Source organism: Curtobacterium sp. MCPF17_001 (genome assembly GCF_003234615.1).
Classification (GTDB): domain Bacteria; phylum Actinomycetota; class Actinomycetes; order Actinomycetales; family Microbacteriaceae; genus Curtobacterium.
The window spans coordinates 1-13,368 of sequence record NZ_QKSL01000010.1 but is presented as its reverse complement, the minus strand read 5'-3'; the positions used below and the strand labels follow the sequence as shown (position 1 = coordinate 13,368).

The following is a 13,368-nucleotide window of genomic DNA, read 5'->3' as shown; positions in this document are numbered from 1 at the left end:
CCCATGACGGACGGGAGGCGCGTCACCAGCTGGTGACGCGCCTCCCGTCCGGATCGTGGTCGGTGGACCCGCCGGGATCAGAACACCGGTGTCGGCGCGTCCGCGGTGAGCAGTCCGTCGACACGTGCCACGTCGTGCCAGGCCCCGTCGGCGAGCGAGGCCTCCGCCGCTTCCACGATCGACGCTGCTGCCAGCCCGTCCGCCACCGACGGCGCGAGTTGGCGGCCGCTCCGGACGCTCGCCAGGAACTGCGCCGCTTCGATCGTCTTGAGGTCGTCGTACCCCATCGCGGTCCCGGCGCCCGGTTGGAAGCGGGCGAACTCGCCGTCCCCGGGCGCGACGTACACGGTCGTGTAGCCGTGGGTCTCCTGCCCGTCGAGGCAGACCTGCAGTTCGTTCATCCGCTGGAAGTCCCAGCGGATCGACCCGGCGGTGCCGTAGACCTCGATCGTGTACTCGGCGTGCGGACCGCGCATCACCCGGCTGGAGTCCATCGTCCCGACCGCACCGTCGTCGAAGCGGAAGAGCAGGGCGGCGTAGTCCTCGTTCTCGACCGGCCTGCGGTCACCCGTCGCGGCGGCGCTGCGGTCGACGATCCCAGCGCCGGGCAGCGGCCGCTCCGTGATGAACGTCTCGGCGAGTGCGGTGACGCTCGCGATCCGGCCGACGAGGTACTGCGCCAGGTCCAGGCCGTGCGACAGCAGGTCACCGAGCACGCCGGACCCCGCTCGGTCGCGCTCGAAGCGCCAGGTCAGCGGAGCCGCCGGGTCGGACGAGTAGCCGGCGAGCAGGGAGCCGCGGACGTTCGTGATCCGGCCGAGCCTCCCGCTGCGGACGAGCTCACGCGCCCGCTCGACCGCGGGTGCGTGCCGGTAGTTGAACCCCACGCTCGTGACCACCCCCGCCCGTTGGACGGCGTCGTGGATGTCACGGGAGTCGCTGGCGTACCGGCCCATCGGCTTCTCGATCCAGAACGGCTTGCCCGCCTGGGCCGCCGCGACCGCCATCTCGCGGTGCAGGAAGTTCGGGGAGCAGATCGAGACGACGTCGACCTCCGGGTCCGTGAGGACCTCGTGCCAGTCGGCGACGGCCCGCTCGTAGCCGAGCCGCTCCGTGGCCTGCTCCCGCGCCGCAGGCACCGGGTCGGCCGCGACCACCAGGCGCGGGCGGACTCCGAGTTCCGGGAAGTGGTCCGGCAGCGCTCGGTAGGCGCGGGAGTGCAGGCGTCCCATCCACCCCGCCGAGATGAGCCCCACCCCGACCATGTCCATCGTCGACGACCTAGGCGGCCGGGACGATGATGTCGCGCACGAGGGCGTCGAGTTGCGCATCGGCATCGAGGAACTGGCGGAGCGTCGTGACGGTCGCGCCGAACCGGTCGAACTCGTCGATGGTCATGCCGTCGACGTCGTGACCACGGGCGAACTCCGGCGTCGCACGGCGGAGGGCCTCGACGACGTGTGCCGGTACCTCGTCGTCGATCGCGTCCGGACGGAACGGGAACGCGTTGTCGTTGATGTCCTTCGTCCACTGGAACGGCGGCGAAACGACGAGGTCACCGCCCTGGAACTCGGACCACTGCAGTGCGTTCCGGAAGGCCGCGACGAGGACCCGGGATCGGAAGCCGCGCTCCTGGAACACCCGGTACGCGTTCTTCACCGCGGCGACCCCGGCCCACTCGAGGTACCCCGGGTCGATCATCACGTGGTCGCGCTTGACGACGGTCTTCAGCCAGTCGTCGAACCGACCGGCCATCAGGGTGACGACGTGCCCGAACTCCTGCTCGGGCAGACCGTCGGCCGCCCGGCGGTCCAACGCCCGCTCGATCGCGTCGCCGACCGCGACGACCTGCGCCACCGTGAACGACACGGTCGCGTTGATCGAGACACCCCGGTACGCCGCTTCCTCGATGGCCGCGATGCCGACCTTCGTCGCCGGGATCTTCACGATGATGTTCGGCGCGAGGCCGGAGAAGCGCACGGCCTGCTCGACGAGGGCGTCCCGGTCGCGGTGCAGGCGCGGGTCGGTCTGCATGCTGAGCCGGCCGTTGCGACCGCCCGATGCCTCGAACGCCGGCAGCAGCTGCGCGGCAGCGTTGACCGAGAGCTCCTCGACCGCCATCCACCCGAGTGCGGTCTCCCCCGCGGTCGGGTGTTCCTCGGCGAGCTGTCGGATGCGCGGGACCCAGACCTCCGGGTCCTGCCGGATGCACGTGTAGGCGATGACCGGGTTGCAGGTCGCCCCGACCGCTCCGTACTCGGAGATCGCGGTCGCGAGTTCGTGCGGGTCGGCGGAGTCGTTCCACAGCGCGGTGGGCGTCTGCTCCGTCGCCTGCAGGGTGACCGGTCGGACGTCGACCGCAGCCGCGTCCTGGGTCTCGAGCGTGCTCGTCATCGGTGGAGTCCCTTCGTGATCTGGTCGAGCTGGAACCGCGACACCGCGTCGGCGTTCTCGTCCTCGGCGAAGACGCTCGACACCGCGACGGTGTCGTCACGGCCGGAGAAGCCCACGCGGTCGAGCGCGCGCCAGAACGCGTCGAAGTCGACGTCGCCCTGCCCGACCGGCAGGTGCTGGTGCACCCGGACCGGGTTGCCGGGCGGGTTCGTGATGTAGCGGAGGCCGTGCGAGCGACGGTGGTCGTACGCATCGGCCACGTGGACGAGTTGGAGGGAATCACCGGCGGCGTCGATGACCGCGTCCATGTCCCCGCCGTAGTGGAAGGTGTGGCAGGCGACGTAGACGAAGCCGACGCTCTTCGAGTTCAGCCCGCGGATCACCCGGAGCGCTTCGAGACCGTCCTCGACGAAGTCGTCGGGGTGCGGGTCGATGAGCACCCGGAGGTCCGCGTCCTCGATGATCGGCAGGAGCTCCTCCATCGCCCAGTAGAACTGTGCCTCGGACTCCTCGGCACGTTCGGGTCGACCGGAGAACTCGGTGTTGATGGTGTCCACGCCGAGCCGCTTGGTGATCTCGATGACGCGCTTCCACTGCTTGACGGCGGTCTCGCGCGTCTCCCGGTCGGGCCCGGACCAGCGGAGCACCGGCAGCACCGACGCCACCTGAACGCCGGCGTCGACGCAGGCTGCCGCGAACGCGTCGACGAGGTCGTCGTCCGCCTTCGGGTGCCGGTGGAACGGGATGAAGTCCCGGTGCGGGGTCAGCTGCAGGTACTCGTACCCCAGCTCGGCGACCTTCCGGGGGAACTCGAGCAGGTCGAGGTCGTGGTGGAACGGGGTCGGATCGAGGGCGATCTTCGGCACGGGCTACGCTCCCGCGAGGACGTCGGCCGGCGCGGCAGCCGCGTTGTAGAACGCCGGCTTGACCACCGCGTACTCCACGGGCTCGGTCACCCCGGACTGCTGCGCCCGGACGGCGACCTCGGCGACGACGGACGCCGTGTAGCCGTCCCAGGCGCTCGGCCCGTCGATGCCGCCGTCGCGAGCGGCGTCCACCCAGCGCTGCACCTCTTCGTCGTAGGCTGCCGCGAACCGTTCCTTGAACGACGGCGTGACGCCCTGACCGGAGACCCCGGCGGACACGATCGTCTGCGAGGTGTCGCGCCCGATGTAGGCGACGCCGGACTCGAACACGGCGTCGGTGGTCACCTGGTAACCGAACTGGGCGTTGACGTTGATCTCGACGATCGCCATCGTCCCCGACTCGGTCGTGAACAGCACGAACTGCGGCTCGGGCAGGTCGGCCGGTGCCAGCGAGTTCTTCCGCGGCTTCTTGACCTCGACGCTCGTGATCGCTTCGCCCGTGAGGAACGGGATGATGTCGATCTCGTGGATCACCGAGTCGTGGATGAGCATCGACTCGCTGAAGTTCGGTGGCGTGGTCGGGTTGCGGTGGGCGTGGTGCAGCGCGAGCAGAGCGCCGTTCGCGCCCGACTCCCGCAGCGCCTTGAGCTCCTGGTACCCGGCGTCGAACCGTCGCATGAACCCGACCTGGATCGTCGGCCGGCTGGCGTGCTCCTGCTCGAGCTGCACGATACGCAGGCTGTCCTCGGCACTCGTCGTCAGCGGCTTCTCGCAGAGCACGGCGAGACCGCGCTCGAGGGCGGTCACGAGGATCGGCTCGTGCAGGAACCCGGGCGTCGCGATGATGACACCGTCGATGTCGGTGGAGTCGAGGGCTTCCTCGAACGAGGCCGCGGTGATCGCACCCGGGGCCAGCGCAGCAGCGGCGGCGGCCCGGGACGCGTCCGGCTCGACGACCGCCACGACGTCGGCGTTCGAGATCTTCGCGGTGATGCGTCGGACGTGGTCCGCGCCCATCATGCCCGCGCCGACGACGGCGACGCGGAGGTTCTGCGTGGTGCTCATGACTGTCTTCCTCTGTGTGGTGGACGGTGTCGTGGTGACGGTGTCGTGGTGACGGTGTCGAGCCGACGGTGGCGTTCGCGACGTCAGTCGGTCCGCGCGGCCGCGGTCGAACCGAAGATGTGCTGGAAGGTGCGCTCGGCGATCGGCCCGGGGGCGTCGACGGAGCAGCCGTACATGTCCTGCTCGACGATGCCGAACACGTCCGGGTTGATGCGGGCGACGGCCTCGATGATCGGCGCGAGCGCCGGGGTCCCGTGCGGCGGCTCGGTCATGATGCCCTGCGACACCGCGGTGGCGAACGGCACGTCGTTCTTCAGCACGTCGAACAGCAGATCGGTGTCGACCTGCTTGAGGTGCAGGTACCCGATGCGGTCCGGGTGCTCGGCGATGAGCTTCAGGTTGTCGCCGCCGTAGTAGGCGAAGTGGCCGGTGTCGAGGCACAGGTTCGTGTACCGCTGGTCGGTGACCTCGAGGAAGCGCACGGTCTCCTTGAACGTCCCGACGTGGCTGTCCGCGTGCGTGTGGAACTGCTGGTGGACACCGAACTCCTCGAGCAGCGCCTTGCCGAGTCGGTCGTGCCCCGTGCCCAGGCGCTCCCACTGCTCGTCGCTCAGCGTCCGGGGCTCGAGGACCTCCTCGGTGGCGTCCGAGCGCCACAGGTCCGGGATGGTCACGAGGTGTTCCGCCCCGAGGGCCGCTGCGAGCCCGGCGACCGCGACGGCCTGGTCCCAAGCGCGCTGGAACTGGTCGTCGCCCTTGTGGAACCCGGTGAAGACGGTGCCGGCCGACAGCCGCAGTCCCCGGGACTCGAGCTCGTCGGACAGCTGCGCCGGGTCGGTCGGCAGGTAGCCGTACGGGCCGAGCTCGATCCACCGGTACCCGGCGGCCGCGGCCTCGTCGAGGAAGCGCTGCCACGGCACCTGGTTCGGGTCGTCCGGGAACCAGACGCCCCAGGAGTCGGGAGCGGTGCCGATGCGGATGCCGGCGGTGGTGGTGTCCTCGTCGGGGACCCCGGTGGGGGTGGCGGTGTCGGTCATGACGTCGCTGTCGCTTTCTGTCTCGGATCGGGTTCAGCCGAGCAGCGGACGCTGCGCGGCGACCTGCTGCTCGTACTCGGCGCGGGCGGCCTGCGTGCTGGGGAGCGTGGAGGTCTGTGCGACCGGCACGTCCCACCAGCCGTCGCCGTCCGGCGCGTACACCAGCGGGTCGGAGTTGATGTGCACGAGCGTGGTGTGCTGGTTCGCCTTCGCCTGGCGGAGCGCTGCGGTGAGGTCGGCGATGCTGTCCGGTCCGGGCTGCACCTCGATCACGTCGACGCCGTAGGACCGGGCGTTCGCAGCGAGGTCGACGGGCAACGGCTCGCCGTTGTCGAACGACTGCGTCTCGTCCAGGTAGCGGTACTTCGTGCCGTACCGCTCCGACCCCACGGTCTCCGACAGGTGGCCGATCGAGGCGTACCCGTGGTTCTGGATGAGCACCACGATGATCTTGATGCCCTCGGCGACGGCGGTCACGAGCTCCGTGTGCAGCATCAGGTACGAGCCGTCACCGACCATCACGATGGCATCGCGGTCCGGTGCTGCGCGGCGGACACCGATGCCGCCGGCGATCTCGTAGCCCATGCACGAGAAGGCGTACTCGACGTGGTAGCCGAGCGCGTCGCGGACCCGCCAGAGCTTGTGCAGGTCGCCAGGCAGCGAACCGGCGGCCTGGATGACGACGTCACGCGGATCGCTGGCAGCCTGGACGGCGCCGATGATCTCGGCCTGCCCGGGCAGATCGGCGCCGGACGGGGCGAACGCCTCGTCGACGATGGCGTCCCACTCGCGCTTCCGGTCCCGGATCTCGGCGACGTAGCCGGCGTCGACCGCGTACGACGAGTCGGCGGTGAGGGCCGCGGTCAACGCGACCAGGGCCTCCCGGGCGTCCGCGATCACCGGCAGCTGCGTGCCGTGCTTGTAGGCGTCGAAGGACGCCACGTTGACGTTGACGAAGGTGACGTCGGGGTCCTGGAAGGCCGTGCGGGACGCCGTGGTGAAGTCGCTGTACCGCGTCCCGATCCCGATGACCACGTCGGCCTGCGCGGCGACGGCGTTCGCGGCGGCCGTGCCGGTGGCCCCGATGCCGCCGAGGTACTGCGGGTGGTCCCAGACCAGGGACCCACCACCGGCCTGCGAGGTGCCCACCGGGATGCCCGTGGCCTCGACGAAGCGGCGGAGCTCGTCCTCGGCGCCGGAGTAGATGACTCCGCCACCGGCGACGATGACCGGACGCTTCGCCTGTCGGATCGCAACGACGGCACGCGCCAACGGGCCGGTCTCCGGGATCGGTCGCCGGATGTGCCACTCGCGGGGCTGCAGGAACGCGACCGGGACGTCGAGTTGTTCGGCCTGGACGTCCTCCGGCAGGGCGATCGTCACCGCACCGGTCTCGGCCGGATCGGTGAGGACCCGCATGGCCTGGAGCGCGATCGAGAAGAGCTGTTCCGGTCGAACGACCCGGTCGAAGAAGCGCGAGAGCGGACGGAACGCGTCGGTCACCTGGATCGACGTGTCGTGGGGCATCTCGATCTGCTGCAGCACCGGGTCCGTGGTCCGCGTGGCGAAGGTGTCCGAGGGCAGCAGCAGTGCCGGCAGCCGGTTCGTCGTGGCGAGCGCGGCGGCGGTGAGCATGTTCGCAGCGCCCGGCCCGACCGACGCCGTCGACGCGAAGGTCGCTCGACGGCGGTGCATCCGGGCGAACCCGACGGCCTCGTGCACCATCGCCTGCTCGTTGCGGGCCTGGTGGTACGGCAGCAGTCCGGGCTGCTCGACGTGCAGCTGCTTGATCGCCTGGCCGAGCCCGGCGACGTTGCCGTGGCCGAAGATCCCGAAGATCCCCGGGATCGTGCGCTCGCGGACGTCACCGTCCACCGTCCACTGGTTCGCCAGGAACTCGACGAGCGCCTGGCCGACGGTCATGCGGCGCGTCGTTCCGGGCTGGCGCTGTGTCGTGGTCACACGTCCTCCTTCAGGTAGGGCAGGCGGGGGTCGAGCGACTCGGACTCCCAGAGCTGACGGACCCACCCGTGGGCGGGGTCGTCGGTGATGTTCCAGACGCGTTCCGGGCCGGGCCCGGCCATCACGTTGAGGTAGTACATGTCGTAGCCCGGGGCGGCGACGGCGGGTCCGTGCCAGCCGTACGGCACGAGTGCGATGTCGCCCGTGCGGACCTGCCGGAACTCGTCGATCTGCCGGTCGTCCGAGGCCGAGGTCCGGTGCAGCGCGAACGGGTCGGCGTCGTCGGGAGCGACCTGCTCGGAGCCACGGGCGACGGCGGACTCGTAGTAGTAGATCTCCTCGAGCTCGGACTCCTGCCCGGGTCGTTCGGTGTCGTGCTTGTGCGCCGGCCACGACGACCAGTTGCCCGCGGGCGTGATCACCTCGCACACGATCAGCCGTGCGGCGTCGAGCGCCGCCGGGGTCCCGAAGTTGTGGACCTGCCGGCTCGACTGCCCGGCACCACGGAGTTCGACGGGCACGTCCTGCCGCGGGATGTACACCGGCGGCTCCACCACGTCGGTGGGGGCCTCGGCGACCGCGAGTCGGCCGGTGCCCGTGATCACCGCGGCGGTCCCCGAGCCGAGGTAGAGGACGTCCGTGGGGCCCTCGAAGACGCTCGTGCGACCCTCGAGCTCCTGCACCGCGTCGCCGTACCGCACGGTGAAGCTGCCGGCGAGCGGCACGACGATCCGTTCGACCGGGGCGGAGTCCAGCCGCAGCGAGCCACCGTCCGTCAGAGTCCCGGTCCGGAGGCCGGTGTGCGCCCAACCCGGCACCCGGCCGTCGACCACGTCGGTCCAGCCGTCTTCCGGCCGGCTGCCCCGCGGGTTGAACCAGTTGTCGGTCATCGTCGGATCAGCCGTTCGAGGGGAAGCCGAGGTTGATGCCGCCGTGCGAGGGGTCGAGCCACCGGGAGGTGATCGCCTTCTGCCGCGTGAAGAAGCTGACGCCGTCCGCGCCGTAGGCCTTGTGGTCGCCGAACAGCGAGTTCTTCCACCCGCCGAACGAGTAGTAGGCCACCGGCACCGGAATCGGCACGTTGATGCCGATCATCCCCACCTGCACGTCCCGCTGGAAGCGCCGGGCGGCGCCGCCGTCGTTCGTGAAGATCGCGGTGCCGTTGCCGAAGGCGCCCGAGTTGATGAGCTCCAGGCCCTCTTCGTAGGTGGCGACCCGGACGACGGCGAGCACCGGACCGAAGATCTCCTCAGTGTAGACGCGGCTCGAGGTGGGCACCTCGTCGATGAGCGTCGGGCCGAGCCAGAAGCCGTTCTCGTCGCCGTCCGGACGGACGGTGCGGCCGTCCACCACGATGACCGCACCGTCCTGCTCTGCGACCTCGATGTACGAGGCGACCTTGTCCCGGTGCTGCTCGGTGACGAGTGGTCCCATGTCGCAGCCGCGGCGGCCGTCACCGATGCGCAGCGTGGCGGCGCGCTCGGCGATCTTCGCGACGAGCTCGTCGGCGACGGGCTCCACCGCGACGACGACCGAGATCGCCATGCAGCGCTCCCCCGCTGAACCGAAGCCCGCGTTGATCGCGTTGTCCGCGACGAGGTCGAGGTCGGCGTCCGGCAGCACCAGCATGTGGTTCTTCGCGCCGCCGAGGGCCTGCACGCGCTTGCCGTGCTTCGTCCCGGTCTCGTAGACGTACTGCGCGATCGGGGTCGAACCGACGAACGAGATCGACTCGACGTCGGGACTGGTCAGGAGTCCGTCGACCGCGACCTTGTCGCCGTTCAGGACCGTGAACACCCCGGGCGGCAGTCCGGCCTCGGTGAACTTCGACGCCAGCCAGATGGCCGCGGACGGGTCCTTCTCGCTCGGCTTCAGCACGACGGTGTTGCCGGCGGCGATGGCGATCGGCAGGAACCAGAGCGGCACCATCGCCGGGAAGTTGAACGGGCTGATGATCCCCACGACTCCGAGCGGCTGTCGGATCGAGTACACGTCGATGCCGGTCGACACCTGGTCGGAGAACTCACCCTTGAGCAGCTGCGGGATGCTCGTCGCCAGTTCGACGACCTCTTGCCCACGGGCGATCTCGCCCAGAGCGTCGGAGACCACCTTGCCGTGCTCGCTCGTGATGATCTCGGCGAGTTCGGCCTTGTCGCGGTTGAGGACCTCGCGGAACGCGAACATGATCTGCTGGCGCTTGGTCAGCGACAGCTCACTCCACGCGGGGAAGGCGGCCTTCGCGCTGGCGATCGCCGTCCGGATCTCCTGCTCGTCTGCGAGGGCGACCTGCTTCGTCACGACTCCGAGGGCGGGGTCGTAGACCGGCGCGGTGCGTCCGGACGTGGACGCGACGTGCGCGCCGTCGATCCAGTGCCCGACGACCGGGCTGTCGGTGCTGGTGGAGTCGGACACGGTCGTGGTGGATCCCGTGGTGGTCATGCGTTGCTTCCTTCCGAGACGGGCTCGTTGATGCTCGCGGAACCGACGGGGTCCGCAGAGGAGTCATGGGGATCTGTGGAGAGACCCGTGTGCTGGGTCCCGCTGTGGACGAGCCCCGCGGCCACGTCGACCGCTCCCGCCACGTCGCCGTCCGACGGGTAGAGGAGCGTCCTGCCGACGACCAGGCCGCGGACGCCCGGCAGCGCGAGGGCATCGGCCCACTTCGCGTAGGTCTCGAGCGGACGGGACGCCGGGTCACCGCCGAGCAGGAGTGTCGGCAGCGTCGTCGCGGCCATCACCCGCTCCATGTCGTCGACGACCGGGATCTTCAGCCAGCTGTACGCGCTCGACTCGCCGAGGCCCGCGGCGATCGCCATCGAGGTGATCACCGCCTCCGCCGACAGGTCGTTCACGACCGTGCCGTCACGACGGTCGGACATGAACGGCTCGAGCATGATCGGCAGGCGGCGCGCGGCCGACTCCGTCACGGCCCTCGCGGTGGCCTCCAACGTCGGCGCGGTGCCGGCGTCGGACAGGGCCACGCGGATGAGCAGCTTCGCGAAGTCGAACCCGGAGTCCGCGATGGACGCTGCCGAGTACGCCGTGTAGCGGTCGTCCATCTCGAAGGTCGCTCCGCGAAGTCCTCCGCGGTTCATCGACCCGACGACCACCTTGTCGTCGAGTGCCCCGAGGAGCGCCAGGTCCTCCAGGATGTCGGGGGTCCCGAGCACCCCGTCGACACCGGGGCGGCCGAGGGCCACGACGAGGCGTTCGAGCAGGTCGTAGCGGTTCGCCATCGCGGCCGGGTCGTCCCGCACCGCGAGCGCGCCACGGGCGGGGTGGTCCGCTGCCACGATGAAGAGCTTGCCGTCCTCGCCCAGGAGGGGGCGCCTCCGTCGCGATGCGAGCACCGAGGCGATCCGCTCGGGGTGACCGGCGCGCGTGTCACGCAGGCGGTCGAAGTCGGAAGTGGTCAGCTCAGGCACGGAGAGCCTCCTCGGTGCTGGTTCCCTCGGTGTTGGTTCCCTCGGTCGCCGTGCCCTGCGTCGGGTTGCTCCGCAGGAAGGCGTCGATCTCGTCGCTCGTCGGCATCGCCGTCGAGCACTCGAACCGGGTCGCGACGATCGCGCCGGCCGCGTTCGCGAACGACAGGATCCGTTCGAGCCCCCAGCCCCGCAGCAACCCGTGGGTGAGCGCGCCCCCGAAACCGTCGCCGGAGCCGAGCCCGTTGACGACGTCGACGTGGTGCGGACGGACCTCGACGAACTCGTCACGGGTCTTCGCCAGGACGCCCTTGGGCCCCTGCTTGACGATCGCGATCTCGACCCCGCGCTCCAGCAGGGCGTCGGCTGCGCGCACCGGGTCGGTCTCACCGACGGCGACCTCGCACTCCTCGCGGTTGCCGACCGCGACGGTGGCGTGCTCGAGGGCGACGGCGACCTCCCGCGTGGCGGCGGCCGGGGTGGACCAGAACATCGACCGGTAGTCGAGGTCCAGGACGGTGTGCACCTTCGTGGTGTGCTCGGACGCGCTCCGTGCCGCGTACGCGACGTGGTGCGCGGTCCGGCTCGGTTCTTCGCTGAGTCCGGTGACGGTCGTCCAGAACACCCGCGCCCGCTCGATCTCGTGCAGCGGCAGGCTCTTCGCGGTGATCATCAGGTCCGGCGCCTTGGGCGCACGGTAGAAGTAGAGCGGGAAGTCGTCCGGCGGGAACACCTCGCAGAACGCGACCGGTGTGTTCAGGCCGTCGACCGTGGCGACGAAGTCGTTGGCGACACCGAACTCGGGCAACGTGCGGGCGATGTACCGGCCGAACGGGTCGTTGCCGGTGCGGGTGATGACCGCGGTGTCCGCGCCGTGCCGGGCCGCCGCGATCGCGACGTTCGTGGCGCTGCCGCCCACCGACTTCGAGAACGTCTCGACGTCTTCCAGGGGGCCGGTCTGCTGCGGGTAGATGTCGACGCTGACGCGTCCCATCGTGATCACGTCGTAGGCGTGCGGTGCTTCGATCGTCATGCGACAGCAGGACCTTCCGTGCGGCTTCATCGTCGGACGAGCACGACTGTACACGACCCTTGGCCTAATGTCATGACATGGTTTCGTGACGGCCCTCGCCATGGCGTCGGACGGGAGGCCCGGTGTCGGTGGGTCCTGCCAGGGTCACGTCATGCAGATCCTCGCCCTGGTCATCGGCCTCGTGCTCGGCGCCCTCGTCGGTGCACTCGTCGCGTGGGCGCTCGCCAAGTCCCGTGCCGGCGTCGACGCAGCGGTCGCCCGCGCCACCGCCGAGGCGCTGCGGTCCCAGCTCGAGGAGTCGCGGAACGACGCTGACGACCGGCTCGATGCGCAGGACACGCAGTACCGACGGCAGGTCGACTCCCTCGAGCGCCGATCCGCCGAACTCGAGCACCTCGTGCAGCGGTTGCACGGTGCGGAGTCCGCTCGGGCGCAGGACGAGTCGAAGGTGCTCACGGCGCTGAGCCCGGTCGCCGACACCCTCCAGGTGATGCGCGAGAAGATCGCCGAACTCGAACGCTCCCGCAGCGAGCAGTACGGCGCGATCTCGGCCCAGCTCCGGTCCGCCGCCGAGTCCGAGGAACGGCTCCGAGCGACCGCCGAGACCCTCGCCGGTGCCCTGTCGTCGAACAGCACCCGCGGGGTGTGGGGCGAGACGCAGCTCCGCAACGTGGTCGAGGCGGCCGGTCTGCTCGAACGCGTCGACTTCGACGTGCAGTCCGCCGTGACCACCTCCGCCGGCGCTGCTCGACCGGACATGATCGTGCACCTGCCCGGCGGCAAGTCGATCGCCGTCGACGCCAAGGTGCCCTTCGCCGCGTACCTGCAGGCGTCCGAGATCCCGGCCAGTGCCACCGGCGCCGAGGCTGCGCGTCGCGACCAGCTGATGGCGCAGCACGTCAAGGCGCTCCGGGGCCACGTCGACGCCCTCGCCGCGCGGGAGTACTGGTCCGGTTACGACGCCTCACCCGAGCTGACCGTGGCGTTCATCCCGTCCGAGTCGCTCATCGCCAGTGCGCTCGCCGCCGACCCCGGGCTGCTCGACCACGCCTTCCGGAAGCGCGTGGCGCTGGCGTCCCCAGTGACGCTGTGGTCGGTACTGAAGACCGTGGCGTTCTCGTGGCAGCAGGACGTCGTCACGCAGGAAGCCCGAGAGCTCTTCACGATCTCCCGCGAACTGCACGGGCGACTGGCGACGATGGCCACCCACGTCGACAAGCTCGGCCGGTCCATCCGGGGCAGCGTCGTCGACTACAACCGCTTCGTGGGCTCGCTCGAGCGGCAGGTGCTGCCGAGCGCCCGACGGCTGTCACTGCTCGACGAGTCCAAGGTGATCGCGGACCCGACGAGCATCGAGGACGAGCCGCGGCTGCTGACGGCGCCGGAGCTCGTCAGCGCGACGGAGGACTGAGCGCGGCGGCGCGACGCCCGCGGCGGGTGCCGTTGCCCGGTGCCGTTGCCGGCCGGCCCAGCACAACAGGAACCCGCTCGAACCACGGGATGCCGTGGCGCGAGCGGGTTCCCGTTGTGCGCAGCTGATCGGCACCGCGGGCCGCACCGGCAGCCGGTGGCGGGGCGGCCCGCGGTGC

At 70.5% G+C, this 13,368-nt stretch carries 11 protein-coding genes; 1 reads left to right on the top strand and 10 read right to left on the bottom strand.

Annotated features, from left to right (window positions below; genetic code table 11):
* Positions 1-77 precede the first annotated feature (77 nt).
* From DEJ24_RS10555 to iolC, 10 genes are all read right to left on the bottom strand, one after another.
* Positions 78-1,271, bottom strand: coding sequence for a Gfo/Idh/MocA family protein (locus tag DEJ24_RS10555; RefSeq protein WP_111078604.1), 1,194 nt, complete (start codon positions 1,269-1,271; stop codon positions 78-80).
* A gap of 10 nt (positions 1,272-1,281) precedes the next feature.
* Positions 1,282-2,394: a transaldolase family protein gene (locus DEJ24_RS10550; RefSeq protein WP_111078603.1), complete on the bottom strand. Its 1,113-nt coding sequence runs from the start codon at positions 2,392-2,394 to the stop codon at positions 1,282-1,284.
* Positions 2,391-3,260, bottom strand: coding sequence for a sugar phosphate isomerase/epimerase family protein (locus DEJ24_RS10545; RefSeq protein WP_111078602.1), 870 nt, complete (start codon positions 3,258-3,260; stop codon positions 2,391-2,393). The genes DEJ24_RS10550 and DEJ24_RS10545 overlap by 4 nt, the downstream gene beginning before the upstream one ends.
* A gap of 3 nt (positions 3,261-3,263) precedes the next feature.
* Entirely contained in the window at positions 3,264-4,325 is a 1,062-nt protein-coding gene (locus tag DEJ24_RS10540; protein ID WP_111078601.1) for a Gfo/Idh/MocA family protein, read from the bottom strand.
* Positions 4,326-4,408: 83 nt separating this feature from the next.
* Positions 4,409-5,362: a sugar phosphate isomerase/epimerase gene (locus DEJ24_RS10535; RefSeq protein WP_111078600.1), complete on the bottom strand. Its 954-nt coding sequence runs from the start codon at positions 5,360-5,362 to the stop codon at positions 4,409-4,411.
* A 33-nt stretch (positions 5,363-5,395) separates the two neighbouring features.
* Positions 5,396-7,285 (bottom strand): 3D-(3,5/4)-trihydroxycyclohexane-1,2-dione acylhydrolase (decyclizing), encoded by a 1,890-nt coding sequence (iolD, locus tag DEJ24_RS10530; RefSeq protein WP_111078599.1) that lies wholly within the window; start codon positions 7,283-7,285, stop codon positions 5,396-5,398.
* Between the two features lie 35 nt (positions 7,286-7,320).
* Positions 7,321-8,214, bottom strand: coding sequence for a 5-deoxy-glucuronate isomerase (gene iolB / locus DEJ24_RS10525; protein ID WP_111078598.1), 894 nt, complete (start codon positions 8,212-8,214; stop codon positions 7,321-7,323).
* Between the two features lie 7 nt (positions 8,215-8,221).
* A complete protein-coding gene (locus DEJ24_RS10520) occupies positions 8,222-9,763 on the bottom strand; it encodes a CoA-acylating methylmalonate-semialdehyde dehydrogenase (protein ID WP_111078597.1) in 1,542 nt (513 codons plus the stop codon).
* Positions 9,760-10,749: a class I fructose-bisphosphate aldolase gene (locus DEJ24_RS10515; RefSeq protein ID WP_111078596.1), complete on the bottom strand. Its 990-nt coding sequence runs from the start codon at positions 10,747-10,749 to the stop codon at positions 9,760-9,762. The genes DEJ24_RS10520 and DEJ24_RS10515 overlap by 4 nt, the downstream gene beginning before the upstream one ends.
* Positions 10,742-11,779 (bottom strand): 5-dehydro-2-deoxygluconokinase, encoded by a 1,038-nt coding sequence (gene iolC, locus DEJ24_RS10510; protein ID WP_111078595.1) that lies wholly within the window; start codon positions 11,777-11,779, stop codon positions 10,742-10,744. The genes DEJ24_RS10515 and iolC overlap by 8 nt, the downstream gene beginning before the upstream one ends.
* A 151-nt stretch (positions 11,780-11,930) precedes the next feature.
* On the opposite strand from iolC, the gene DEJ24_RS10505 reads away from it, so the two are divergent.
* Complete coding sequence (locus DEJ24_RS10505; protein WP_111078690.1) at positions 11,931-13,190, top strand: DNA recombination protein RmuC; 1,260 nt, start codon at positions 11,931-11,933, stop codon at positions 13,188-13,190.
* The last annotated feature ends 178 nt before the right edge of the window (positions 13,191-13,368 follow it).